Consider the following 26,999-nt stretch of genomic DNA (forward strand, 5'->3'; position numbering starts at 1 on the left):
TTTGTAACTCTACATCCATTGCCCTACTTACCTTTCAGGGTTTTTTCTGTTCATTCTTTTATTCAGAATACCCGGAAAGTGACAGAAGAGGGATACATGGCGACCACATAATTCCACGCTCTAGGGGAGGTTTAACTGTGTGGGAAAACTTAACTTTGCGGTGTGGTCAATGTAACTTGTTAAAAAGCAACAAGTTGTTCTAGACAGGTAAAGACCTACTCCAGTACATTTCTCTTGAAATATGTAAACATTTGGTGACTGCGATTAACTCGTGATAGATGCAATTACTAATTGCTAAGTAGAAGTCTCTTTCTCATGAAGCTATCTGGTAAATTGCAGGTCGATATCTTGGTTCAGGAATTGGTTTGTCCTCCATTTTGGCGGTTTCTAACCATGCTGCTTTTGCTTGTAAAACTTCATGAAGTGCTTCTTCTTCTGTTGAACCAAATGCTGAACAGTATTTCAGATCAGGAATATCAGCAATGTAACCATCATCTTTTTAACTGTAGAAGATATTAATATAATACTTTTTCATCTTTCATTTTCCAAGGTCGCCATCTTTCTCAGCAACCTAGTATTGCCACCAAAATACGAAGCAAGTCCTCTATGTCAGCAGGAACACGATATAAATTGAGGTCTTGAGTTATTTGTTTATCTTCTCGATTCAATAGACTAAATTGCCAGATATCCCCTGTAGAAACAGCTCCCTGTAAATTTGGCTCTTGAGAATCAGTCCACGCATCAATAGCAATCAGTTCTACAGCAAGCTGAGTAAAGCCCCTTGCTAAATCAGCATTTTTAGCTTCTACAACTAAGAGTTTACGGTCTGCATGAAGATAATAGTCAAGTGAACCTTTTAATTGTTCTGTAACAATTAAAGGATATTCGATTCTAAGTTGGGCGTGAGTGTAATGAATAACGTCCAGTAAAATTGGGGCAATTAGTAATTCTCTGCGGGCTGCCTCACTAGTCAAACTAATATATGGTAAACTCTCTTCAATCCTAGATTTGAGATTTGCGAGTCTGTCTAATTCAATGGTGGACTTTTGTTGATTGAGAGAGGAACGTTTTAAAGAATAGCCAAATTCAGCCAGTATATCTTCTGGCTCGAATGACATCTCAAAATAGCTTCTGAAAGTGTATGAGTGATTTGGTTGAAGGATGGGAGTTTTACTCATAGCTGCATAATTAAAATAATTCGTATTAAGTGATATTCATCCCTAAGGCATAAGAATTAAATAACATCCAGTTTATGTCCTTGGCTTACCTCACCCTCAATCCCTCTCCTTATAAAGGAGAGGGAGGCTAGAGATAGGAGAAGTTTTGCATTTTATTTAATCCACGTTTCTAAGTTAGAAAATCTGCCCAATGCTGCTACTTTGGATAAAGCAATGCAACAAGGGCAGATGGTTACGTTTCAAGTCTAGAGTCTTACTCTAAGAAATTTGGCTCGGGAGTGGGAGTAGTGACACCATTACGACCAACTGCGGGTATTTCCACTAGCTGATCTGTAGCAGTAGGAGTTCCATTAGTATTGCCACTGGCAGTCACTGAACTTTGATTGCCGGGATGTCCATTGGGGATGAACAATTGCGGATGGTCAAAGGGTGCTTGTTCAAGGAGGACTCGCTGATCGGTAAGTCCGGTTCTTAAGAACGCGACCAAATCAGCTTTTTTAGCATCGGTTAAGTTCAACGGTACTGCACCAGTTCCACCGTCATCACCTCGACCACGATTGTAAAAGTCTACTACTTGCTCCAGAGTTGCCTTGCCACCGTTATGCATATATGGAGCTGTTAAGCCGATGTTACGCAGGGCAGGTGCTTTGAACAGTGATCTAGTAGTGTTTCCAGCTCCTGGATCATCTGAGGCAGGTCTGACACCGTAGTTAGGGAAGAAGCCGTTAGTTGGATTATTAATCAGCGGATCAGTTGAATCAGTTGAAGCTACTCCTGCGGTTCTTCTCACCGAAGCCGTGGTGAATTCTGGAATCGTATGGCAGGCGTTACAATTACCGCCACCATTAGTTGAATTATTGACAAATACAGTCAGACCGCTTTTTTCCTGATCGGTGAGAGCGTTGGTATTTCCCGCTTGGAATTTATCAAAAGGTGTCTGGTCAGACACAAGAGTAGACAGATACTTTTGCATTGCTAACGCAGAGAATAAGGAGAAATTCCAATCCCTGAGCGAAAACTGACTCGTAGGTAAAGTCAGTCCTTCCTCACTCTCATTACCATCATCATTTTTGCCGAGGACTGTTGGTGTTCCATTACTGTCAACTTGAATGATTGACTTTGACTTCCACCATTCCTTCTTAAAGGCTTTCCGAATCAGCTGATCATAGGATGCGATATCCAGACCGGGCTTACGGGATCGACTGTTAGATCCTAAAACACTGTCTTGCCGATCTACAAGTTGTTTACCTAAGGGTCTGAGGCTTTTGAGCTTCTGACCTTTTTTCCGCAGAAATTTAGCACCGACTTCAGGTAAAGTACGACCACCAGCAGATGTCTCAAATGGACTCAATAGTGGCCCGGTTACTAGGGAAGCTAGAGAGGAATTGTTGAGCGAAACGGAAACAGGAGTTAGTTGCCTTGATGTTGTAGCTATGTAAACTTTAGCATTAAAGTCTGCTGCTCCTTTTATATTTACCCCATTGAAGGTTTCCTTGGCGCGACCATCCCAAAACTGGAGTTTGTTGAAGATTGCATTAATTACCGTTGGAGTATTACGCGGCTCAACTCGACGCACATTAATTCCATTGACTTGAAAGCCGTCTGGATCTGGCACAGATGTAGTCGAATCCTCTGCTTGACCCGGAACAGTGTTATTAATAACACTGTTAAACACACCTTGGGATGAGGCGATATCGTTAGTGTCAGAAATAACTGTACTGGTTCGATCATTAGGATCTGCCAGTTTGTGAAATGGAAAATCTGCCGCCGTGAGTTGATAGTTTGCACCACCACCTACCTGGAAAGTTGTATCTTTCAATAATGCCAAAAAACCAGGATTAATTTGATTTTTTGATCTGTTATCAGCTCCCGCATGAAAGTGACAAGTAGCACAGGACTGAACGCCGTCACTACCAAGCTGCATATCCCAGAATAGAGATTTTCCTAGCTTGAGTAGGGCTGTTTGGTCTTGAACAAAGTCTCCGAGATTGCTTGGTTGAGCCACTGCTGTCAGGAGTGGTGGGTTCGCCGGGTTAGGGTCTCCTGTTGTAGCCACTGGTAAACTAGTTATGTTATCTAGGGGAGCTGGGTTTGGTGTTACTGCGGATACAATACCTCCACCAGCGATCGCCAGAGAAACTATCACAAAAATTGCCAGAGGGCGTGAATATCTTGAGCCTATTTTGGTTTTAAACCTTAAATAAATCCAAAAAAGCATCATTAGCACTAGTAACATTGCTAATGCACCATTTGAGGGTATCATTAAGACCTCGCTACACGTGTGGGAATTATGATGTTGAGGCCATTCTTGACAGATTAAGATAAAATTAATTTTGTCAATAGTATTTACGCTGTAAATTAACTCCAAATGGGGGTATTAAATTTAATTTGACACAGAATTTTGAAGACAAAAATGAGTGATGCTTTTTCAGATGACGCATAGGCAGAGCCAGCCGTAGGCACTCCTAATCCAAAACTTGTGTTTTCTACCCTCATTTTTGCGAAATTTTTAAGCACTATTACTTGTTGACAAATTGATTATGATCTTAATCTTTCAAGAAGGGGTTGAGACTGACTCACAAAAACTCAGCCTCACTTTAAATAGTACGAAAATACTAATGCGGGGATTGTAACTATGTACAAAATACCAAGCAGTACCGATCTGATTCTCTAGGCATTTCGAGAACAAAGAAGTTTTTTCTACCAAACGAGATTTCGTTGTTTAAACGCAATACCTGTGAATGAAACTGTACAAACAATAAACCAATCAGGAAAAGATTATAAAAAATATAATATTGTAGTTATCAACAAGCTATTAACAAGATATTGATAAGTTATTAACAAGATATTAACAAGCTAATAACTTGTAACCCACATTCCGCAGGTTAGTTTTAAAATCTTGGTATTTTATATAAACCAAGTTCTGACAGGGGTTTCAGACATTGAACCTGTATAAAGTACTCTGTGATACCTTCTTTGCGAGACGCTCCGTGAACGGCAAGCTCAGGGCATCGCGCTACGCGTAGCTTACTTCCTGGTAGGGGTACGGTGAGCTACGCTAATACAAAGAAAATAAGTATCAAAATTCAGCTTTTTGACACTATTCTCAATAAATTTAGCCTGTTTGAGACTAAAAACTTAGATTTGCGATTTGTGAATCTATCTAATTCAATGCTGGACTTTTGTTGATTGAGAGAGAAACGTTTTAAAGAATAGCCAAATTCAGCCAGTATGTCTTCTGGCTAAAATGACATCTCAAAATAGCTTCTGAAAGTGTATGAGTGATTTGGTTGAAGGATGGGAGTTTTGCTCATGACTGCATGATTAAACCTCTGTCATACAAATCGTATGACAAACTTAACATCCCTGCTATCTCGTCAACAACTTCCGCCGCAAATTATCCAACGCTGCATTCGCACTCACATGACGAATTAAAGCTCGACCTCGCACTGTACCAAACTGATACTCAAAACTTGCCACTTCATCCTTTGGCCCGGCTAAACCAACGTAAACTAAACCCACCGGCTTAGTATCTGTCCCTCCAGTTGGGCCAGCAATACCAGTGATACTCAATCCCCAAGTTGTTGCAAGGCGGGTTTTGACTCCAATTGCCATTTGCTCTGCAACGGTAGCACTTACCGCCCCAAATTTATCTAAATCTTCTGGGTTAACCCCCAGTAGCCCAACCTTCACTGAATTGTCATAAGAAATTACTCCACCCCAAAAGTAATCAGAACTTCCAGAAATCTCAGTCAACATTTGCCCTAAACCGCCACCAGTGCAAGATTCTGCTACCGAAAGCGTTTCTTTTGATGCACGCAACAACTGGCCAACCACGGTAGCAAGGGTATCATTGTTTACGCCATAAAAATCTAGTCCGGCGATTTCTTTAATTTGTTTCTCAATGGGCGCAATTAAGGCTTCTGCTGCTGCTTCTGAATTTGCTTTAGCAGAAACTCGCAATCTTACTTCCCCCTTACCTGCATAAGGGGCGACTGTGGGATTTGGCAAGTTTAAATAGGAAGCAACTTTTTCCGCCAAAGCAGATTCACCAATACCCCAAAACTTTAAACTCTGGCTGTAAATAATTTCCTTACCCCAACCCTGACTTTTGAGAAATGGGACGGCTGTTTCTTCCCACATCGGGTGCATTTCACTGGGAATACCGGGAAAGGTAAAAATCGTGATTTCAGGACGGGGTTGCCAAATAATACCGGGTGCTGTTCCAGTGGGGTTGGGTAGAATTTCTGCACCTTGGGGAATCAAAGCCTGCTTGCGGTTACTTGGTGACATAACCCGACCACGTTGGCCGAATTTCTGGATTATGTCTTCGATGATGTCAGAGCGTTCTACCAAGGGGACTTTAAAAAAATCGGCGATCGTTTCGCAGGTGAGGTCATCTGGTGTCGGGCCGAGTCCACCAGTGAAAATGAGAATTTGCGCTCTGGAAATAGCAATTTTTATAACTTGCTTCAACCGTTCTGGATTATCCCCAACCACTGTTTGATAGTAATGGGGGATACCTAGCTGCGCTAATTGTTGCGCCAAAAATTGAGCATTGCCGTTAAGGATATCTCCCAACAGCAGTTCAGTACCAACACAAATAATTTCTGCACTCATTGGAAGGAATAGTTAGGAGTTGGAGTAGAGACGCGATTAATCGCGTCTGTACAGGAGTTAGGAGTTGGAGTAGAGACGGCGATTAATCGCCTCTGTATAGGAGTTAGGAGTCGGAAGTAGAGAGGCGATTAATCGCCTCTCTACTCTTAACTCCTAACTCTCATCTCAGGCTAAGGCTGGTACAGGAATTTCCAGGTGAGGATATAAAGGGAAGCGATCGCACAATGCTGCTACCCGTTGCCGACAATCTTGGGTTACTACCTCCGAGTCTGGAGAAAGCAGGCGATCGCTAATAATATTTCCAATCTCGGTGAATTCTGCTACTCCCAAGCCCCGCGTGGTCATTGCCGGCGAACCTAACCTCAGTCCACTGGTCACAAATGGCGACTGCGGATCAAAGGGAACAGTATTTTTGTTAGCAGTAATATTCACAGTACTGACTAGCTGATCCGCCTGCTTACCAGTTAAACCGATAGAGCGTAAATCTACCAAGATTAAATGGTTATCAGTGCCATTTGACACTATTTTTAAACCACGATTTTGCAGTTGTTCGGCCAAAGCACGAGCATTTTCAATCACTTGGGCAGAATAGGTTTTAAACTCAGGCTTCAGAGCTTCTCCAAAAGCTACTGCTTTACCCGCAATGACATGTTCTAATGGCCCACCCTGGCTGCCAGGAAAAACAGATTTATCTAGCTTTTTACCTAGTTCTGTATCACTAGTCAAAATTAAACCACCTCTAGGGCCGCGTAGAGTTTTATGTGTAGTTGTTGTTACTACATGACAATGAGGAATGGGATCGGGATGAAGACCACTAGCAACCAAACCAGCGATGTGGGCAATATCGGCAAGTAAGTAAGCGCCGATTTCATCGGCAATACTACGGAACTTTTCAAAGTCAATTATCCGGGGATAAGCCGAATAACCACAAATCAGCAGCTTAGGACGCTCCCTCAGCGCCAGCTCCCGAATTTGGTCGTAGTCAAGTTGTTCTGTTTGTTGGCTGACACCGTAGTGGCTAACTTGGAACCACTTACCAGAGACATTTACAGGTGAACCGTGGGTGAGATGTCCCCCATGAGACAAATCCATCCCCATAATTTTGTCCCCTGGTTGCAGCAGCGATAGGAACACAGCAAAATTGGCTTGTGCGCCAGAATGGGGTTGCACATTCGCATGAGCAGCCCCAAATATCTGTTTAGCACGGTCGATCGCTAGTTGCTCGATTTTGTCGATATACTCACAACCGCCATAGTAGCGTTTACCAGGTAATCCCTCAGCATATTTATTTGTCAGTACCGAACCTTGAGCCGCCAGTACAGCAGCGGAGGTGAAGTTTTCACTAGCAATCAACTCCAAGTGGTCTCGCTGACGCTGTAGTTCGTCGTTGATTAACTCCGCGATCGCCGGATCACTGGAGGTAAGAAAGTCTGAATTAGTCCTAGTCACTTCAATTATCCTTATGGAAGTTTGTACAACGGCTGATCTTGGTTGGATGTAGCACCCAAGTAACAGTCAAGTGTCCATGCCTAAAGTCTATAGGTCAATGGTTTTTGACTGCTTTACAGAGGCAATTAATCGTCTTTGCAGTATGGAGGTCTATTTGTGCCAACTTATTTATTATTAGACGCAAGCCCGATTAATGCATTAATGATCATAACCTTGCTTTTTGAACCTACGTTAATTGAAGTTTTCTGCGATCGCTCCTCTGTAAGACAAAGTTTAGCGTTTCAGTATAACAGCGGAGGAAATTCCGAGTTAGAAGTTGGGAATATACAAAGATAGGGGACGGTGTAAAAAGTGGGTAAGTGGCGGTGGGATTGTCAGTTGAACGTGAGTTCGACGAACTAAAAAACGGCAGCAGGCAGAGCAGGTAAGTCTTGTGGGTAAAGTTTAAACCTGAAGTGCCAACCCATAGAATTCTTGCGCCATTGTTAAGCGATCGCTTTTGTCATCTCAGCCATCGCTCTGAAAAGAGGAGCGATGCCTGCGGCGGGCTACGCCTACGCTCAATTCCTACTTGCAAAGGGAGGAAGTTGGTGTTGGCTGCTTCCCGTTGGCAAGCTCAACTCAACGTTTTAGTCTTTGTTGACAATTTCTTCAATCACAAATTAGTTTACGAGGTAGACGCTGCTTAGATTATCAGCTAATAACAAATTAATTGTTGATAAAGATTCTTAAGAAATTACAATAATATTTAGTTTAGAATTTTTAGGAGTATTCTATGTCACTTGATCTGACACCAACAGATAACCTGCCGGATCAAATCGTCTACGTCCTGCTGAATAAGATTAAACAGGATGAGGAAGGGCAGCGAGATGTTAGCTTTTTTGCTGAGGACTTCGAGGGTCAACAGGTTAATCGAGAAGAATTGCTTGAGTTACTAAATCGTCTTAAGGAGTCTGGATACTTCATTGGTGAGATTGAAAGCAACAAAGCCAATCCAGAATCAGGTTCATCAACCCTTCTGGCGACCTGTAAGAATGCAGAAATAACGACAGATGGTCGAGCAATGTTAAAAGCCGTATATTTCAAGCCGGTGTAGCAGCTAAGTCCTGTTATTTGTTGAGGCAAGATAGGGTATAGGGGAGAGTAGGGGCAATACGATTCGGTTAAGATCCCCCCGCCTGCGGCGAACCCCCTTAAAAAAGGGTTAAAAGAAATTCATAAACCCCCCTTTTAAGGCTACGGTGTATACACAAGTCTGAAATAGCTTGAAATCTGGGTTGAGACTCTCGTATTACCCCACCCTAACCCTCCCCTTATAAAGGGGAGGGAACTAGATTTTTGGTTTCCCCCCAATATATCGGGGGGATTAAGGGGGGTAATACGACTTGTGTATACACGATAGCTTTTTAAGGGGGGTTGCGGGAATCTTCAAAATATTAAAACGTTAACCAAACCGTATTCAGAGTAGGGGGAGACAATGGAGCAAAATCCTCCTTATCTTCCCAAAGTTTTGATGCCTGTCTTTAAAAGTGATGCTCCTGCATCGTTCGCGGAGCGTCTCGTAGAGAAGAGGCTGCGCTAACAGAGCGGCGGTTGCCGCTGCTTCATGCCAGAAGATTCCGATTTAAGGCGACAGAAACGCACTGGCTCGACTTTTCGCCGCGGCGGGCTGCGTCAACGCCGTCAGCCGACGCTCAGACTTTTCTCCTCATACCCCTTATCTTCACCTTCACTGTTGTTATCCGAACCATATTGCTTTTTCCACTTCCAGAATTTGAGAGGCGATGCCTGCGGCGGGCTACGCCTACGTTATTTGACACCAGAAGAAAAGGCAGAACAAGAAAGAATCCGGACAGAAAAGTTAGCGTGGTATTTGCGCTGAAGCAAGCTACGCGGAGTGTCTGCAAGAGTTGCGGCTTGTCATTAGACATCGCTTGGCATCGACTCTGATAATCTACCTAGTGAGTAATATAGCGATCGCTCTCTTCACGTCATGCGATCGGCAAACACTATACCCGATACAGGATCATTAATCAAGACATTTGAGTAGGTTAGGTCATAAAAAGCAAGTGTCATAGATAGTCGATCATTTAAATCTGCTTTGATCCCTACTTCATACTGAGTGCCGCGTTCTGGATGAAATGTACTGCCATCAAAGGCAGTTCCAGTTACTGGGTTAAATTCTCGACTATAGCTGGCATACAATGAAATTGCTGGAATCAGCTGATAGACAATGTCCGCACAGGGACTAAATGCATTATCCGATCGCTTTTGTTCCGGATTGACAACCCGGTTTTCTGTGGTTTGTGTGAGGACAAAAAGCGAGAAAAAGCTGAACGCTTCGGCAATTAACTGTGCGTAATACAACGCCTGCGGAACATGACTGCGAAGTTCTACGCTGGAAAACTTAAGCAGTCAATATTTTTGACAAATGAAAAATTGTTTGAAACTTACCTTTGACAGTGGACAAACAGCATTAGCTATTCGAGTTGATCAACAAGCCGGATTACCAGATGCTCTTGAGGCAATAGGGCTTGGCGGTTCGCGTTGTGTTTTAGTAGTGGTGGGGGGTGCAAGTAACATCAGTGAAGCCGACTTTCTGTGCATCAAACGGTTGTTTACGGAAGTTTTAGCCCCCATCGCCGAAAGTTTGGGGGCTTATGTTGTGGATGGAGGTACGGATGCGGGAGTCATGCAATTGATGGGTGAGGCTCGTACCCAGATAGGTGCTAAGTTTGCTTTGATTGGTGTAACACCCGAAAGCAAAGTGGCTTTACCTAATCAACATGAACCTACTGCTGATTTGACACCGTTAGAACCAAACCATACACATTTTGTACTGGTTCCTGGCAATAATTGGGGCGACGAGTCTTCTTGGATATCTCGCGTTGCAACTGTGCTGGCCAATAACGCACCTTCGCTGACTGTACTTTTGAACGGTGGTGAGATTACCTTTGAGGATGCCTTTTCTAGCGTTAATATTGGAAGGTTAGTTGTTGTGATTGCTGGTAGTGGTAGAACCGCAGATATACTTGCAGATGCCTTGCGTGGACAGGCTACCGATGAGCGAGCTAAAAAATTAGCTAAATCTGGTACATTACAATACATCGACTTAATTGACATAGAGAAGGGAGTTGAAAACTTAGGCCAAATAATTAAGAATTTGCTTTCTAATTAGGAGTGAATAATGGCAAGAAAAGATAGTTATCAAGAGTTTTTAAAGGAAGATTTTAACAAGTTATTTGAAGGTATGAACTTAGGCGATGTGCAAAGACATTTTTTGCGATCGCGCTGGTTAGACCAAGTACTCTGGATGGAAGGTAAGGCAAATTTCTCGCGCGATCGCCATTATTTGTTGCGGATAACAACTATTGTTGGTGGTGTAATTTTGCCGGCATTGGTAAGTCTAAATATTAGCACTACTCAACAAGTTAACGATAAAGTCAAGAATGTGATTATCTGGTCAACTTTTGGTTTGAGCCAAATAGTTGCTATTAGTGCTGCCATTGAAGAGTTTTTCCACTATGGAGAACGTTGGCGACATTATCGCCGTACAGTCGAATCTTTGAAAAGCCAAGGGTGGCAATTTTCGCAGTTGACAGGGCCTTATCGTAATTATACAAGCCATGAACAGGCGTTTAATCTTTTTGCTGGTCAGGTAGAAGATATTATTCAACGAGATGTGGAAATATATGCCACTCAAGTTGTACAAGAAAAAAAAGAAGAACCACAGAGTCAGGAAAACTATTCTGTGATGCCAAATACAAAGATAACCAATTTGGAAGAGAAGAAAAAGGAAGAATAAAATTGAGAAAACAATATACAGCAAGAGTTTGGAGTGAAATTTCCTCTAGTACAGCACGGCGTAAATAAGCAGACTATTCAAAATGGCGCAAAAGCCCGGAATAAAATTCTTTTGACTTTTGACTTTTGACTTTTGACTTCCGCCTTGCGGTACTAGTTCTCTCCTTTTTAAAAAGTGTTGGGGAGGATCAAGCTCATCTGCGTTGGTGCAGCCCGCCGCAGGCATCGCTAAGAACTAGATATTATCGCTTTATTAAATAAACTCTCCCCCCTTAGATAAAAACATGAGGAGAGCTAAAACTACGTTTAAATATAAATAAGGAATTAAAACTCAAAATTTTAAATAAAAGAAAAAAAACATAATTAAAATAATTATTGTGATCCTTTTTGTATATTAATTCTATACATAATATCTAAAAGATTTCTATCAAAAGGTAGATGCACTGATCCTAAATCTAAAAACTGCCCATGAAATATTTGACAAACTCTTGGATTTCTTTCTTGGGAAAGGTATTAATTCCCAACACCATTTCAACTATGTAGAGCGCACTAAGCAAAAAAGTTATTAATACCAGACAATATCTTATTAGTAAGATACTATTTACATGTGTGAAAATTGTCTCTTTTCGGTTCTGTTTTAACTTCTTTTCCTTGCCAAGTAAAAAAACTAGATAAAAGCGCTTTTTAATGAATGGGATAGAAAGCCTGATATCTACAGCATGACGCTTGCTAACCCGCTCCTTAAATACCTTTTGTAATTCTGTCAATTGGGCATCGGTAAAGGTAGCTGCTACTTGAGGAGGAATGCAGATGAAAAACTGTTGTAGAAAAGTGTCATTTTTGGACGAATATTTAGTTAAACGATTTCTAGGCATATTGTTTTTATTGTCGGTGTGAATAGGCTTTAAAACATCGGACTGTGTTGATCATCCCAACACTTTTCATCACGCCAAGTTCTGTTAGTGTATTCGCATTCAGATTTATCAAAAATCCAAGGAATAGATGTAGCGTAAGGCGAAGTGGAGATGGAACTAAGTGAAGACCAGACAAAAGACAAAATAATAAAGCTACAACTTAATAGAATGGTTGAAAATCCTGTTAAGAATATGATATTACCTGTATTGAAAAGAGGATATCTGCCTTTTTCATTTTGCAAACGCTGTTGCGAACGACGTTCCGAACCTGCGAATAAAACTAAATAAAATCGTAGTCCGGGAATAGGGACTGAAACTCTTATATCTAAAGAATGACGAGCCTCAAATTGAGAGCCGAAACCCCTTTGTATGGCTTTTAGTTGCTCATCAGTGAAAGAGTTTGCTATTTTCGGATTAATCTTAGAAAAAAGTTGTTCAAAAATAGGATCAATATGTTCTGGACTTTTCACAATTGTGATTGACTGGATGCGGACATTCTAAAAATAACGCAATTTTATGGCTATGTCTTTGATATTTCCACTGAAAATCTATCAATTTATAACTGAATATAAATGATTGGTTTACGGTTTAATTACTTAATTTTAGAGCTTCATTTAGTTAATATATTTTTAATTCTTCCTAAAGTCTAATCTAAAAAAAGTTTTGATAAATTTTAAGCGTTCGTAATTAGTAATATATAGCAATACACTTAGATCAAGCCTTACTGCAAACTCAACACGTAAAGGCGCAAAGCATATCTTTGCGCCTTTAGATTAAATTACGATCCAATCTTGGGTACAGTATCTCCAGGTCCGGCGGTGACAATTATCAGATTTTCCGGCTTAATTAAATCCTCAATTGTCTTCTGTAGTTGAGCCATAGTAACTGCTTGAATCTGCTGGGGGAAGTCTCGGATTTCTGATCGTGAAAGTCCCAAGACAGCATTATCCAAAATAATGCTTGATACATCACTGGGATTAGCTAAATCCACAGGGTAGCTATTGGTAATTGAGCGTTTTGCCGCGTTGAATTCAGCCTCAGTTACACCTTGTTCGCGCAACTGTTTGAGTAAAGCCAGAGTACTGGCGATCGCTTTTTGGGTATCTCCAGGAGCAGTCTGCATCTGAATCAAGAACGGGCCGGGATTGATTCCGGCGGCAAAACCACTATAGATACCGTAGGTTAAACCTTGGCGATCGCGCACTTCCGTACCCAAGCGGCTCGATAAGGTATCACCACCCAAAACTTGGTTTAGCACCAGTGCCGCATAATAACGTGGGTCTTTGCGAGCGATACCGTTGTAGCCGATGTAAGTAACAGCTTCTGTCTTACCGGGAATTAGTTTGTTTAGACGTGTTAAAGTTTGCGGTAATGACACGGACGCTATTTTAAGAACAGGTAGCTTACCTGTAGCTTGCCATTTGCCAAACGCCTGATTCAGCAAAGCTTTTACCTTAACTGGATCAAAGTCTCCTACTAAAGCGATCGTTGTGGTATCTGGTCGGTAGTGTGTCTGGTAGAAGCCAAGCAAATCATCACGAGTAACGCTCTTTAAGCTCTCGGCCGTGGGAAAACTATGGAATGGATGATTTTCTGGGTAAATTGCTTGCTGAAATACTTGTCGTCCCAGTCCTCTGGGATCATCTAGCTGGACTTTGAGACTTGTCAGTGCCCGTTGGCGACTCAGTTCTAACTGGTCAGCTGGGAAAGTAGCATTTTTTAACACATCTGCCAGAGTTTGAATCAATATCGGCAGATTTGCTGAAAGTCCCTCACCGCTAATATTCACACCTTCACGGCTGGCAGCGAAGTTCAAACCGGCTCCTCGGTCTTCTAAAGTTTTTGCTAGGGTAAGAGCATTTTTAGTCTGCGTCCCATTCATTAAGTTGCTCGCAGTCAGATTCGCTAATCCAGCTTTTTGATTGCCGTCAAATTCAGTGCCGGCATCAATTTGTCCACTCAGGTTAATAGTGGGGAGGTTGCGATCGCCCAAGAGCAGAACTCGCAAACCATTATTTAAGGTAAACTCTTCTGGTAGTGATTGTTTGCCTGAATCTGTAGCTGATGTGGCTGGTGGGAGATATTTGGCCAATTCTGCTGGATCTACAGGCTTACCGGGGCTGAAATTTTCCACTGTGCGACCAGAACCAGCGCTGGAAGTTCCTGGTTTACCATCTGGTTGAGTTGGCTCAAAAAAGCCGATAGTTTGTTTAGCCGGACTGAGGTAAGTTTTCGCTGCTTGCTGCACTTGAGTAGGGGTGACTTTGGCGATCGCAGCGAGATACTGTTCAATATAACGATAATCCCCTGCCACAGTTTGGTTATACCCCAGTTGGCTAGCTTGACTAGTGATGTCTTGATTACTCAAGACTAAGGAGGCTTGCAGTTGCGTCTTCGCTCGGTTCAATTCTTCTGTAGTGACTGGCTGCTGTTGCAATTTTGCTAAAGATTCCTGGAGCACCTGGGCAATTTTCCCTAGCTCTTGACCCGGAGCCGCTGTAGCGTCAATTTCATACCAACCTGGTTCGATGAGTTCGGCAGCACCACCACTCACTGAACTAGCAAGTCCAGATTCCACCAACGCTTGGTAAAGCCGAGAGCTGCGTCCGCCTGTGAGGATGGCATCCATCACATCAATTGCTGGCACATCGGGATGTTTAATGTCTGGGAGGGGATAGATAGCTTGTAGTAATGCTGCACTTCCAGGCTGCTTGAGGACAATCGGCGCTTTTTTCCCAACAGGAGTAGCTGGGGAAGCGTCGGCGAGGGAAGAAGATGCAGAGAAATGATCAAGTGCTCTTTTTGCATTATCAAGTACCTTGTCCGCTTGTGCTCGTTGCGATAACTTACCAAAAGTTTCTTTCACAACTTTGAGTACAGGTTCTGTAGCAAAATCCCCTGTAATCACCAGCGTCGCATTTTCTGGGCTGTAGTAGGTTTTGTAATAATTCCGCACCTGCTCCACCGTGAATTTCTCGACATCTGCTTTTGTGCCTCCCACAGGTAAGCCATAGGCTCTGCTTGGGAAAGCATCTCGCATCACTGCCCGATTCAGACGATAACCTGGTGAATTTTCGTACCCTTGTAACTCGGAGATCACTACCCGCTTTTCACTTATGAGTTGCTCAGTTCCAACTAAGGAGTTTTCCATGCGATCGGCTTCCAGTGTCAGCAGTGCAACGAGTTTGTCTCGTTGCACTGTGCCAAAGTAAGCTGTTTCGTCATAACTAGTAAAGGCATTGAACTGGCTACCCAAGGCACTAAACAACCTTCCAAATTGCACTGGACGGTCAGTTGTACCCTTGAACATCAAATGTTCTAGCTGGTGAGAAATGCCATTCTCTCCCTTAACCTCGTTACGTGAACCAACTTTATACCAAACTTGTACGCTCACTACTGGAGCGGTATGAACTTCCTTAGTTAACACCGTTAAGCCGTTGTCCAATACCGTTTTTTGTACCCCTTGGGTGAATGAGAGAGCAGATATAGGTGCGACTGCTGTTGGTGTTGCAGCATTAGTGAAATTGCCCCAGAAAGGCACAATACTTAGGAGAAGGCTAAGTAAAAACCCGATAATCATATATGAACGTAACTTCATAAGCAATGCGAAATTCAAAATCTCTAATTATAAAACAAAACCCTAGTACTGTTTTGAAAAAGTCAAAAGACTTACATTTTCAGCTTTTTCAGCATTCTCAATGGTAGCTTGATTTCCGCCATGCCATAATAGTCGTTTTTCAAGTTTACCTATTTGCAAGACACCTATGAGCAATAGCCCACAATAAGGGTTATTATTTACAAGTATGTGATTACAAGTGAAACACTCCCACCGACAAACAAGCTACACGTAGCCTCTCTAAGAGTTGCAATCACAATGATTTCAGTGAGTTTACATTTCGTTGCATAATTAGGTTTATTCGTGCCTACTTACTTACAATCTCACTTCTTAATGGTTTCTTATTGTATTAAAGCAGGCACGAGGCAGGAGCCATTGACAGAGCGCTTCAGTATTTCTTTTTTCTTTGACAATGCTACCAAAACCCCTCTCTAGAAAAATTTACAGACTTACTAAAGAGTTGAACCATTTGCCCATAGTTTTGTATTCCCAGACAAGTAGCTAAAAAACAAGTCTAAAGATAGATTGACATCACATTTGTTGGCCAGAAGTATCCTCCCTTGATCGCAAACTGGTTATAATTATTTTCCATCTCTCTCAGAAATCAAATTCTCATCTACACAGTATTTATATGGGACGTGTTCGTTCTAAATCTGACCTACCGACAAAAATCTGTCCGGTATGTCAACGTCCTTTCACATGGCGTAAAAAGTGGCAAGATTGCTGGGACGATGTGAAATACTGCTCAGAACGTTGTCGTCGTCGCCGTTCTGAAGCTCAAAATGAAACCAACCGCAACACAGACGCAAATAGCGCAAGGGATTAATGGAGTCACAGGTGCAACCTAAATTAATTATTCATGGGGGGGCTGGTAGTTCTCTCCACGGTAAAGAAGGATTGGAGGCGGTGCGCCGATCGCTGCATACAGTAATAGAAAAAGTCTATTCTCTGCTATTGTCAGGAGCTACTGCCTCAGAGGCGGTAGTACAGGGTTGCCAAATGCTCGAAGACAATCCCCGCTTTAATGCTGGTACTGGTTCAGTTCTGCAATCTGATGGGCAAATCCGCATGAGTGCTTCGCTGATGGATGGGGCATCAGGGCGATTTAGTGGTGTAATTAATATCTCGCGGGTGAAAAATCCGATTGAGTTGGCACAATTTTTACAAAACTCCCCAGACCGAGTGCTATCAGATTTCGGATCGGCTGAGTTGGCGCGGGAAATGCAACTTCCCAGCTATAACGCTTTAACTGATTTGCGGTTACAAGAGTGGATACAAGAGCGCCAGGATAATTTTAAAAGCACGATGGCTGGCGTGGTAGCAGAACCGGAAATCTTAGAAACCAGCAATGCTGGACGCGGTACCATTGGCGTGGTAGCTCTAGATGCTTATGCTAGGCTAGCTGCTGGCACTTCTACAGGTGGTAAAGGCTTTGAGCGGATTGGCAGAGTAAGTGATTCTGCGATGCCAGCAGGAAATTATGCTACTAGTAATGCTGGTGTTAGCTGTACTGGGATTGGCGAAGATATCATCGATGAGTGTTTAGCCCCACGGATTGTAGTGCGTGTCACTGATGGTATGTCCCTAAAGGAGGCGATGCAGCGATCCTTTGGAGAAGCCCACCAAAACAAGCGGGATTTGGGAGCGATCGCCTTAGATGTCAGTGGAGCGATCGCTTGGGGTAAAACCAGCGAAATCTTACTCGCCGCCTACCACGATGGCAAAAAAATTGGCGATACTTTGGAATGGACTGGCAACGAACTGATCGGCTATCGTTGAGGCAGTTTCAGCGCTTCGGCTAAATGTTTCTTGCTGGTCAACCATTGCGGCTAATTCTTGGGCTTCATAACGCCCCTTCCTGCGGAACGCTGCGCGAACAAAGGCTTCTAGCGCCGCTCTTTTCAGTGCCACTTGATATCCTTGTTGCAGAATATCGATTAATTCTGCTGGATTTAAGTAAAAACCACTGGATTTGCGGCGCTTGTTTATTTTGTTGATTTCATGCACCGTATTTTCTATCGAAACATCCCAAGAGCAAGTAGAACGTTTTTCAGCTTTTTGTTTAATTAAATGGATAAGAAGAATCACACCATAACTATCAATTATTATTGATTTTGTCACTGAGGCTGATTTGTTTTAATTCATCCACCAACAGCAATGCCTCATGGACTTTGCCTTTTTCTAGAAGTTGCCTAAGTTCTAGCAGTTTTTCCATGTTATATGTTGAGATTTTGGCTTCACTACTAATCTAGCTAGATTAGACATCTTGCAAAAATCCTGTTTTATGGTCTAAAACCACAGATAAACCGCGATTAATACTGATGATTTATTTGTGTTGATCTGTAGTTTCATTTTCAACACTTTTCCTCCGCCAAGCTGGTTTCACTATTTGACGACTACGGGCAATCACTAGAGAATCATCAGGGACATCTTCTGTAACAGTGGAACCAGCTGCGACGTAGACATCATCTCCCAAGGTGAGTGGAGCCACTAAAACGCTATTGGAACCCGTTTTTGTGCGATCGCCTATTTTAGTACGATGTTTCTTCACGCCGTCATAATTAGCAGTAATTGTACCGGCACCAATATTCACTTGATTACCGACAACGCTATCACCTATATACGACAAATGTGCTGCATTCGTGCGATCGCCTAACTGCGTATTTTTCAATTCCACAAAATTCCCCACACGGCAATTAGCACCCACTTGTACCTGACTGCGCAAATGAGCATAGGGGCCAATTCGGCTTCCTGCCTGCACAGTGCTATCTGTTACTACTGAATAATATACCGTGACATTTTCACTCAACTGGCTATTTTCAATTAAACTTCCCGGCCCAATGTGACTTCCTGTTTGAATCACCGTATTTCCCCGCAGGTGAGTTTGGGGTTCAATAATTACATCCGGCTGTAATTCCACTGTTTCATCAATGGTGATGCTTGTGGGGTCGATCAGGGTGACACCCGCCAGCATCCATTTTTCCTTGACTCGTTTTTGCAAAATTTCAGATGCTGTTGCCAGTTGCAAGCGATCATTAATGCCGAGAATTTCTTGGTAATCTTCCACATCCACTGCCATCACTTGTCCCACTTGAGTCACAGCATCAGTGAGATAGTATTCTTTTTGGGCATTGTTTGCCTGTAGATGGGGTAGTACCTTTGCCAAATCTGGCCAGCAGAAGCAGTAAACTCCAGCGTTAATCCGGTGATTTTCTCTTTGAGCAGCAGTACAATCCTTGTGTTCGACCATTTGCTGCACAATATTTTCATCATTACAAAAAACGCGCCCATAGCCCGTGGGGTCGGGTAGGTGCGAGGTGAGAATAGTGGCGGCGTTTTGATTTTGGGCGTGAGTTTGTAACATCTGCTGGAGGGTTTGAGTGCGGATCAACGGTAAATCGCCGTTAAGTACCAGCAAATCTCCAGTGTAGTCTTCCAAGTAAGGAAGTAATTGCTGGATGGCATGACCTGTCCCCAATTGCACAGTCTGTTCGACAAACTCCAAGCTAGGAATTGAATGCATGGCGGCTTGCACTTCCTCGGACTGATATCCCACAATCACGATTCGCCGTGAGGGCGAAAGTGGTTCTACACTTTCGAGAACTCTCTCTACTAGCGATCGCCCACCCAAAGAATGTAAAACCTTGGGTAAGCGTGATTTCATCCGTGTGCCGCGTCCCGCCGCTAGAATTGCTACAACTACCATAATTAGCTATTAGCTATCAGTGAAATTGTGATTAATGCTGTTGGTACTTTAAGATGTAGGCTCAAATCATACCAGCTAATCATAGAAGACTGAAATTATCAAAGGAGTCAGCCCTTTCAGGGAAGTCAAAAGTCAAAAGTCAAATATTTTGAACCCCATAAATAAATTTAGGGGCTTGAGTCAACTGACCAAAGGCGAGCGGCTCGCCTGGGCGCCGTATTTCTTGCGTTGCACGTCTGGAAATACATTTTTTCTTTTTCCATAAATAAATTTAGGGGCTTGTACCTTTTTCTTTCTGGTCAGAAGGCAGGAGTCAGAATTTAAGATTCAGGAGTAATTTGTAATTTTTCTTCTCCTGCCTCCACTACCCCGACTGTTTTTCCTGAGAGGAGCGAATAAACTTGGCAAACTGCTGCATTAGTTTGGGATTACGCCAACCGGAATCAGCTTCTTCTTGCATCATTGAAAGTGCTTCTGCTGAAGTAAAAGCTTTTTTGTAAGGTCGTTCGCTAGTTAGGGCATCGTAAATATCAATTAACTGAAATACTTGTGCCAGGTAAGGAATATCATCCCCCTTGAGTTGATCAGGGTAGCCTGAGCCATCCCAGCGTTCGTGATGATGACGAATAATCGGAATCACACCCCGCATACTGCGTAGTGGCTGGCAGATTTTTTCTCCAATCAAAACGTGCTGCTGCATGATCTGCCAATCTTCGGGGGTGAGTTCGCCTTTTTTCAGCAGCACTGCATCAGGAATACCCACCTTGCCGATATCGTGGAGATAACCACCCCACCTTAAATCTCGAATTTGATAGCGTGAGAGGTTGAGGTATTCACCAAAAACTTGTCCCAGTTTTACCAGGCGTTCACAATGGTTGCCTGTATTGGGATCGCGACTTTCAATGGACATGGCAATGGAAAATAGTACTTGTTCAGCATGATCTAAATCTTCGTTCAGACGCTTCTGCCGCACCAAGGACTTTACACGCGCTGCCAGTTCCACACGATCAAAGGGTTTAGTGAGAAAATCATCTGCCCCAACTTCAATTCCCCGAATGCGCGATCGCTTGTCATTTAATGCCGTAATAAAAATCACTGGGATTAGCCTAGTCTGCTCATCCTGCTTGAGCAATTGGCACACTTCAAATCCATCCATTCCTGGCATCATCACATCCAGCAAAATTAAATCTGGTTGTTTTTGAGTTACCAATCCGACAACAATGAAACCACTGTCCGCCTCAATCACTTCGTATCCTTCCATCCCCAAGAGGGCGACAGCAGTCATGCGACTGGCGGCATGATCGTCAACTACTAAAACCTTCGGCGGATCTAAATCAAACCCATTCACTTTAGAACCTTTGGCTTGTAGTGTTCTAGAGACTAATGAATCATCACCACAATTAACGTCAGCTTTTATCCAAGAAGACACTGCTTGACTATCTTCAAGCATAAGGTCTTGTTGAGATAAGCCTAAAGAATAACCCTCCGCATTTTGCGATCCTACGGCATGATTTGAACCTATACTCTTCACTCTGCTAATTGGGTTTGACCCATTAACAATTTGTTCTGTAAAGCCTGTATGGTTGGATTTCCATTGAATCACAAAGGCACTCCAAATTTTTGCACAAGTTAACAGTGTCAGATTTCAACACAAATTTAATATTCGACTGTATCTGAGCCAGAGTTTTCATAGGGATTATGCATGATATCAAGCTGCCTATCTAGAGTTTTTTGCAGCATGTATTTTTTATCTTACGAACAAGGTGTATCTTGTTGTCAAATTTTTTGCTTCTAATTCCAGTATGATGAATTGGCACAAATGTTAAATCAGGCTTTTTACGGAGATTTTTTAACCTAGTGTCCCCTGAAAACGTTATAGTTCCTTGTTTTTTATCAAGATGTAAGGTTTTGAGTTTCAAATCTTTATGGTCATCATTAAATGTATACGTTTTTACTTATTAAATTATTATAATCCCCAGTTATTGCCCAACAGGATGTAATATTGAATACTACCATGTAATTAAGTTATTTGGCTTGTAAAAACTCGTTGCCTGAGTATCTAGAAAGTAACAAAACTTACGTTATACATATGTACTATAAAATTTTGGGCTTTTGAGCCATCTCTAACCTGACTTTTCACGGTAAGTCCTCAAACCACGAAACAGCGTGGCTTTTTCCACAGTCTAATTCTCAATAACTCTAAGTTAATGAAAATAGGTAACGTAAAAGTTAGGGTTTGAGAAACCCTCAAAATAACCTTTTCCACATCCCGTGAAAAGTCAGATCTCTAACACCCAGCACAGTAAATATGTGACCAAATCAGCGTTGTGAGCAGCGCCTGAATGGGACATTTTGCGTAATACACATTAGAGTTAGTTTGTACAATGCGTAAGTCCTAAGTAAATCAGAATTTTTAGCAAAAAAAATATCTAACTTTTTTAGAATTAAGGACTGAGGATCAGGCTTTTAGTTGCCGCAGCTATGCCCGCACTTCTCTACGAGACGCTCTTACTAGCTTGCTTCCACGTTCGCGTAGCGTCCCGCAGAGAAGTGGTACGACAAAGCTCAGTGACCATCGTAGACATCGCAATCGAACTACAAACTAGTTCCCATAAAATCCCTGCCTTGTGTTCCCAATAGCCACCTTTTTCGCCAACGGGAGGTAGGTTCCAGCCAAGAGGTTTGTTGCTCTTGTTGTCGCTGCATCACTATGACTTCAGTTGAATCGCTCAATTGAGGATCGCGATAAGGAATAGCAGCACGGGTTAGCAAGTGTTCTTTTTCAGCTTGCGAGAGGGGCACAGAAGCAGAGGAGACTCTTTGCGTGGACTCACCTCTGCTCCCCTGCTCCCCTGCTACCCCACCTCTTGCGTGTGTTGCCACGGTACCAGGCGATCGCCTTCCCACAGGTGGGGTAGAACCTATGCTCAAGCCAGCAGACAATAGTGCTGTACGTACAGCAGCAGAACAAGAATAGGTGGCTAATAAACCATCTTGATCTAAACACAATGACAGTTGTTTAATAAATTCAACAGTCCATAATTGAGGACACTGTGGTGGTGAAAAAGGATCGAGGAAAATCGCATCTGCCCAGAAACCCGACTGATGTACTAGCAGTATCGTAGTTCTAGCATCGCCAATTAGTAGCTTCGCTTTCAGACAAGGTGTTTGCACTTGATGCTCAAAAGCTAACTGTTTCAAAATTTCAATATAGTTACAGTTCCAATTGTCGAACAAGTGATGAGCGATCGCAGCTTGTGGCACCGCTGGATTCAGTTCTAAACCGATTACTTCAACACAACAACCGGGATTCACTGCCCAAATTGTCTGCAAAGCAGCAGCTGTGTTATATCCTAGACCATAACAAATATCCAATAGTCGCAAGACTGGTTTTTGAGCGGCTCTAGCCAGTTGAGTAGGTTCCACAAACTTGAAAAAACTCTCCTGCTTCGCACCATAATGGCTGTGAAAGGATTCACCAAACTCTTGAGAGACAAAGGTGAAAGAACCATCTGCTGTGAGCTTAGGTGTAAAATTTTCTAAGTCTGACATTTTATAAAAAAATTAAATAATCACCAATGCTCAATACCCAATTTGTTGTTTCGCCAGCTTGGCTATTTGAACATCTAGAAGATTCGCAAGTCGTTATTGTTGATTGTCGCTTTTCTTTAGCCGATCCACAACTAGGACAACAACAGTATCAAACAAGCCATATTAAAGGATCATATTACCTAGATTTGAATCAGGATCTTTCCAGTCCAGTGGGTAAGCATGGCGGGAGACATCCTTTACCTAACCCCAATGATATAGCGAAAAAATTTGCAGCAATTGGGGTAAATTCCCAAAAAATGGTTGTAGCTTATGATGATTCGCGCTTTGCCTTTGCAGCTCGTTTATGGTGGCTGTTGCGCTATCTAGGACATGAGCAAGTAGCCGTAATGGATGGAGGGTTTACTGGATGGCAAAAAGCTGGTTATCCGGTTACAGATGTCATTCCTCCCCCCCGAATAGGTAAGTTTGTAGCTCAAGTACAAACAGAAAAGGTGGTAGATATTACGGCGGTGAAAAGCCGGAAACAGAGCCACGAGTTGGTAGATTCAAGAGAGAGCGATCGCTACCGAGGTGAACGAGAGTCAATTGATAAAATTGCTGGTCATATTCCTGGTGCAGTCAACTATCCCTGGCAAGAAGTTACAGACTCTTCCGGCTACCTAATCCCTCAACCAGAACAACGCCGTCGGTGGGAAAAGCTAGAAACAGCTGAGGAAATCTTGGTTTATTGCGGTTCTGGCGTTACTGCTTGTGTGAATTTACTTTCTTTAGAATTAGCTGGCATTAGCAAGGGTAAACTTTATGCTGGCAGTTGGAGTGATTGGATTTCTTATTTATAGTGAGGAGTTAGGAGTGAGAAGTTAAGAATTAAAACCCCAACCTCTGCCAATTTTAAATTTTGAATTTTTGCTCGACTTTATCCATTTTTTTGAACCGCCAAAACTGATGCTGAAACATTTGTGAAACAGTCGTTTTACTTTTTTAATTTCAACGATAACCAGTGACATGGAAAAAGTTTTGGCTAAAAAGCTAAGGTTTTTGCCAGATAAAGAAAACTTAGTTACTCATTTTGGATAAAGTCGAGCTTAGACTGAAGGAAAAATCCAAACTCTAAACTCCTAACTCTTGTACAGACGCGATTAATCGCGTCTCTACTCCTAACTCCTGTACAGACGCGATTAATCGTGTCTCTACTCCTAACTCTTATCAAAACTGACCTAATTGTAAATTGTAATTAATACTGAAGAACCAGCCATCAAAATCAATGTTTTCGGCGGTTGAACTACCTAAACTTACTCCAGCCTGCACATTCATGTTACTGATATCAGATATTCGGTAATTTAAGTGTCCAAATATTCGATGAAATTGGTCTTCTCGATCGCGCTGTGTAAAGTCTGAGAAGTTCGCCTGGTAGTCAATACCAACCTGGAGAGGATTTTGCAAGTAGTAGTTCAAAGACACCCAAAAGGAATTGATTATCCGATTACGACTTAAGGGATCAGCAAAATTTATACTCAATTCGTAGAAGCTATCTAGCGTTAATTTTGAAGTTAAGGGATCTCGCCGTCCTAAAGACAGATCGAGGGAATTCTCATTTAAAAAGCGATCGCCTGCTTTAAAGCTATTAGGGCGATCGCTGTTGTTGGCATAAAATAACTGTTGATTGCTGCAACTTATTTCTCCGTACATTCGCTGCGATAGCTGTTGGTAAATACTGAGATTAAATCTTACCTGGTTGTAATGATATTCTGACTGATTTATATAACGAATGAGATTGCCATCAATTGAGCTATTTAAATAAGTCTTAGATCCTAAAGGGAAATATGCAGAGGCTAACGTCAATCCAGAAATAATCAAACCATCTTCTATTGGACGATCATTTGAAGAAAAAATGTTATTTGTCTGGAAATAACCTACATGGGCCTGTAGATAGCCTATGGGTTTAAACTTAACTATGGCTTGTTCTGTTGGTGGGGGTGGCTGCTGTTCTAAGGGTAGTAACCGCACACGCAACCCCAATTCGCGATTGCTATCAGACTCAGGTGGCTGTTTTGGCGATTGCAGCAGATGTATTAGCCTCTCTAGCCTTTGGGACTGATTTATTTGAGGTGCATTCAACAGTTGCTCTTTTGAGTCTGGAGAAGATGTAGGCAAATTACTTGGCTGCGATTCTAGCTGTGGCGGGTCACTTTGCTTTTGAGTATCTCCAGGTTTTTCATTTGTATTAGGAGCTTGAGGTGTTTGCTGTGCCAGATTTAACGGCATCTGGGAGTCTATTGGATGCGACTGACTGGACTGCTTGCATAAAGAGTTAATTACCTCTTGCCCCAACTTCTGACATAGCTGCTGATAATTTATCTGTGTACTTGCTAAATTTTTAGGATGCCAAATATCTGTATTCGCAGATTCTGTCGCATCTACTCTAATGCAACACCAGTTTCCACCACTGGATGCTAACAAAATACAAAAAAACAAATTCTTCCAGTTCTTGAGTTGCATCTGGTTAGATCGCGTTGATCGCGTTTGTCAAATGTAGACCTACAAGCTGTATTGGAAGTTCCGACTCAAAATATACAATTGAGTGCACCTATTTTAGTTTTGTAGGTATATACTGAAACTACAAACTCAAATTGCTGCTTTTCGGATTTTTTCCCAAATTTTTTTGTAAAACTGAGATGCTCCGAGAGTATTTATGTTGAACTTTAGTGAAATACAGCCAATGAGTCATTTCGCAACAGATCCCTAACAACTTCTTGTCCTGCATAACTGATGACCCTATGACTTATCTGATTAGAAAAAATTATCTGTAAGGTACTCCTCATGTAATTGTTTATATCAAGTATTAACTTTGAAATCTGCTACAGACTTGATTGCATACAATGTCAGTTTCAGAAGATCAAGTTAAATAAACTAAACACATCGTTTATTTGTTATCTATTTTATTTATTACATGTTAAGTAAAACCCAAATAAGCTTACTTAAAAAACTTACTTTAACAATTAGCAACAACTTAAACCTTTAAGTTTTTTGGTATTAGTTTATATTTACAAATTCTCAAATTATGTTTCATAAATCGTTTCCACTATTAGTGATTGGTTTATGGGGAGTTATAGTACTGCCTTTGCCAAATCGGGTAAATGCCGTAACTCCTCTGACGCGAGCGGAGATTCAGAACCTCCGCAACATAGTACAACTTATACCCAAAGATAAACTGAAGAAGCGTCCTGCACACAAATCAGATGCAATGATTCCTGGGGATGGCTTGTCAACTGGTCAAGCTTCCTTAGCAGACTTGCGCTTTAACGACGGCTCTTTGGCACGGGTTGGAGAACAGGCGCTATTTCAATTTTTACCCAAGACTCGTAGCTTTAGACTGTCAAATGGAACTGCATTGCTGCTTATTCCACCTGGAAGGGGGCAAACACGTATACAAACGCCAAGTGCAGCAGCAGCAATTCGTGGTTCGGCATTATTTGTCCGCTACAACCAACAAACAGATACCACGATTGTGGGTGCGCTAACAAATAGCGGCATAGAAGTTTCTAATAAGGAAGCTTCTCAAACTCAGGTGCTGCAAGCAGGACAGATGATGGTTATAGTTAAAGGAAAATTTCAGGGCTTATACGATTTTGATCTCAGAAATTTTTATGAAACAAGCGATATGGTTCGGGGACTTGATTTAACTAGGCAAAATCCTACGCCTACGTCCGACCCAGCGATCGCCAGCGTTCAAGCTGAAACTGCTGCGGCTTTGAGTACACAGTCGCCCATAACAGGTGAGGGAGTAGTTGAAAACCCATCTTTCGCAGAGCTAACTACTAGTCCTTCAACTTCCTCTACCAACGACATTATCACAGGCAATTCTCTACTAAACCCCATTGGAGATGATTCCCCATTAAATCACTTTGAGCAGATAAGACAAGTCCTGTCAAATACTGGGCAGTATTCTGGAATAAATAGCAACAAAAACAATCTAGGTACTCAAAATAATAACGTAGTCCCAACACCAACTCCTGTACTCCCAACACCAACTCCTGTACTCCCAACACCAACTCCTGTACTCCAAACACCAACTCCTGTACTCCAAACACCAACTCCTGTACTCCAAACACCAACTCCTGTACTCCAAACACCAACTCCTGTACTCCAAACACCAACTC

21 protein-coding genes and 2 pseudogenes are annotated in these 26,999 nt (G+C 42.3%); 10 read left to right on the forward strand and 13 right to left on the reverse strand.

Translation table 11 applies throughout. The features are described 5' to 3' along the window. The first annotated feature begins 92 nt into the window (after positions 1–92). On the forward strand, positions 93–203 hold the full coding sequence (locus V7K48_RS05315) for an HNH endonuclease (RefSeq protein ID WP_335070318.1): 111 nt from the start codon (positions 93–95) through the stop codon (positions 201–203). A 360-nt stretch (positions 204–563) separates the two neighbouring features. On the opposite strand, the gene V7K48_RS05320 is transcribed toward V7K48_RS05315, so the two are convergent. The 4 genes from V7K48_RS05320 to glyA all read right to left on the reverse strand — a co-directional run bounded on the left by V7K48_RS05320 (position 564) and on the right by glyA (position 7,247). Then, positions 564–1,178, reverse strand: a complete 615-nt coding sequence (locus V7K48_RS05320) for a hypothetical protein (RefSeq protein ID WP_335070279.1) — start codon at positions 1,176–1,178, stop codon at positions 564–566. Positions 1,179–1,431: 253 nt separating this feature from the next. Then, positions 1,432–3,324: a cytochrome c peroxidase gene (locus tag V7K48_RS05325; RefSeq protein ID WP_335070281.1), complete on the reverse strand. Its 1,893-nt coding sequence runs from the start codon at positions 3,322–3,324 to the stop codon at positions 1,432–1,434. 1,223 nt (positions 3,325–4,547) lie between these two features. Continuing rightward, on the reverse strand, positions 4,548–5,798 hold the full coding sequence (locus V7K48_RS05330) for a competence/damage-inducible protein A (protein WP_335070283.1): 1,251 nt from the start codon (positions 5,796–5,798) through the stop codon (positions 4,548–4,550). Between the two features lie 165 nt (positions 5,799–5,963). Then, complete coding sequence (gene glyA / locus V7K48_RS05335) at positions 5,964–7,247, reverse strand: serine hydroxymethyltransferase (protein ID WP_335070285.1); 1,284 nt, start codon at positions 7,245–7,247, stop codon at positions 5,964–5,966. Positions 7,248–7,678: 431 nt separating this feature from the next. Here glyA and V7K48_RS05340 point away from each other — a divergent pair, with 431 nt between their 5' ends. From V7K48_RS05340 to V7K48_RS05350, 3 genes are all read left to right on the forward strand, one after another. Beyond that, positions 7,679–7,936, forward strand: coding sequence for a hypothetical protein (locus tag V7K48_RS05340; protein WP_335070287.1), 258 nt, complete (start codon positions 7,679–7,681; stop codon positions 7,934–7,936). An 86-nt stretch (positions 7,937–8,022) separates the two neighbouring features. Further along, positions 8,023–8,343 carry a hypothetical protein gene (locus tag V7K48_RS05345; RefSeq protein WP_335070289.1) on the forward strand — a complete coding sequence of 107 codons (321 nt, stop codon included), beginning with the start codon at positions 8,023–8,025 and terminating at the stop codon, positions 8,341–8,343. A 510-nt stretch (positions 8,344–8,853) separates the two neighbouring features. Further along, a complete protein-coding gene (locus V7K48_RS05350) occupies positions 8,854–9,129 on the forward strand; it encodes a hypothetical protein (RefSeq protein ID WP_335070292.1) in 276 nt (91 codons plus the stop codon). Between the two features lie 140 nt (positions 9,130–9,269). On the opposite strand, the pseudogene V7K48_RS05355 reads toward V7K48_RS05350, so the two are convergent. After that, positions 9,270–9,554, reverse strand: a pseudogene (locus V7K48_RS05355) (TonB-dependent receptor domain-containing protein); the annotation flags it as partial. 124 nt (positions 9,555–9,678) lie between these two features. Between V7K48_RS05355 and V7K48_RS05360 the strand changes: the two are divergent. Both V7K48_RS05360 and V7K48_RS05365 read left to right on the forward strand, forming a co-directional pair. Beyond that, complete coding sequence (locus V7K48_RS05360) at positions 9,679–10,425, forward strand: hypothetical protein (RefSeq protein WP_335070296.1); 747 nt, start codon at positions 9,679–9,681, stop codon at positions 10,423–10,425. A 9-nt stretch (positions 10,426–10,434) separates the two neighbouring features. After that, entirely contained in the window at positions 10,435–11,052 is a 618-nt protein-coding gene (locus tag V7K48_RS05365; RefSeq protein ID WP_335070297.1) for a DUF4231 domain-containing protein, read from the forward strand. 454 nt (positions 11,053–11,506) lie between these two features. Here V7K48_RS05365 and V7K48_RS05370 read toward each other — a convergent pair whose 3' ends face one another. From V7K48_RS05370 to V7K48_RS05380, 3 genes are all read right to left on the reverse strand, one after another. Continuing rightward, positions 11,507–11,926: a hypothetical protein gene (locus V7K48_RS05370; protein ID WP_335070299.1), complete on the reverse strand. Its 420-nt coding sequence runs from the start codon at positions 11,924–11,926 to the stop codon at positions 11,507–11,509. Positions 11,927–11,955: 29 nt separating this feature from the next. Beyond that, complete coding sequence (locus V7K48_RS05375; protein ID WP_335070301.1) at positions 11,956–12,435, reverse strand: hypothetical protein; 480 nt, start codon at positions 12,433–12,435, stop codon at positions 11,956–11,958. A gap of 308 nt (positions 12,436–12,743) precedes the next feature. Next, entirely contained in the window at positions 12,744–15,563 is a 2,820-nt protein-coding gene (locus V7K48_RS05380; protein WP_335070303.1) for an insulinase family protein, read from the reverse strand. A gap of 649 nt (positions 15,564–16,212) precedes the next feature. On the opposite strand from V7K48_RS05380, the gene V7K48_RS05385 reads away from it, so the two are divergent. Next, positions 16,213–16,407 carry a DUF2256 domain-containing protein gene (locus tag V7K48_RS05385; RefSeq protein WP_094350216.1) on the forward strand — a complete coding sequence of 65 codons (195 nt, stop codon included), beginning with the start codon at positions 16,213–16,215 and terminating at the stop codon, positions 16,405–16,407. Next, complete coding sequence (locus V7K48_RS05390; RefSeq protein WP_335070305.1) at positions 16,407–17,360, forward strand: isoaspartyl peptidase/L-asparaginase; 954 nt, start codon at positions 16,407–16,409, stop codon at positions 17,358–17,360. Before V7K48_RS05385 ends, V7K48_RS05390 begins: the two co-directional genes overlap by 1 nt. On the opposite strand, the pseudogene V7K48_RS05395 reads toward V7K48_RS05390, so the two are convergent. The 4 genes and pseudogenes from V7K48_RS05395 to V7K48_RS05410 form a co-directional block, all read right to left on the reverse strand. Then, positions 17,280–17,796, reverse strand: a pseudogene (locus V7K48_RS05395) (DUF29 family protein). The gene V7K48_RS05390 and the pseudogene V7K48_RS05395 sit on opposite strands and share 81 nt — an antisense overlap. A 111-nt stretch (positions 17,797–17,907) precedes the next feature. Continuing rightward, positions 17,908–19,287, reverse strand: coding sequence for a bifunctional UDP-N-acetylglucosamine diphosphorylase/glucosamine-1-phosphate N-acetyltransferase GlmU (gene glmU / locus V7K48_RS05400; RefSeq protein ID WP_335070307.1), 1,380 nt, complete (start codon positions 19,285–19,287; stop codon positions 17,908–17,910). A 364-nt stretch (positions 19,288–19,651) separates the two neighbouring features. After that, a complete protein-coding gene (locus V7K48_RS05405) occupies positions 19,652–20,890 on the reverse strand; it encodes a two-component system response regulator (protein ID WP_335070309.1) in 1,239 nt (412 codons plus the stop codon). Positions 20,891–21,882: 992 nt separating this feature from the next. Further along, positions 21,883–22,839 carry a tRNA (5-methylaminomethyl-2-thiouridine)(34)-methyltransferase MnmD gene (locus V7K48_RS05410; RefSeq protein WP_335070311.1) on the reverse strand — a complete coding sequence of 319 codons (957 nt, stop codon included), beginning with the start codon at positions 22,837–22,839 and terminating at the stop codon, positions 21,883–21,885. A 26-nt stretch (positions 22,840–22,865) separates the two neighbouring features. Between V7K48_RS05410 and V7K48_RS05415 the strand changes: the two genes are divergently transcribed. Then, positions 22,866–23,678, forward strand: coding sequence for a sulfurtransferase (locus tag V7K48_RS05415; protein ID WP_335070313.1), 813 nt, complete (start codon positions 22,866–22,868; stop codon positions 23,676–23,678). A 367-nt stretch (positions 23,679–24,045) separates the two neighbouring features. On the opposite strand, the gene V7K48_RS05420 is transcribed toward V7K48_RS05415, so the two are convergent. Next, a complete protein-coding gene (locus V7K48_RS05420) occupies positions 24,046–25,338 on the reverse strand; it encodes a hypothetical protein (protein ID WP_335070315.1) in 1,293 nt (430 codons plus the stop codon). A gap of 562 nt (positions 25,339–25,900) precedes the next feature. On the opposite strand from V7K48_RS05420, the gene V7K48_RS05425 reads away from it, so the two are divergent. Then, on the forward strand, positions 25,901–26,999 hold a 1,099-nt coding region (locus tag V7K48_RS05425), incomplete at its 3' end, for a FecR family protein (protein WP_335070316.1).

It is taken from the genome of Nostoc sp. (genome assembly GCF_036919615.1).
Taxonomy (GTDB): domain Bacteria; phylum Cyanobacteriota; class Cyanobacteriia; order Cyanobacteriales; family Nostocaceae; genus Nostoc.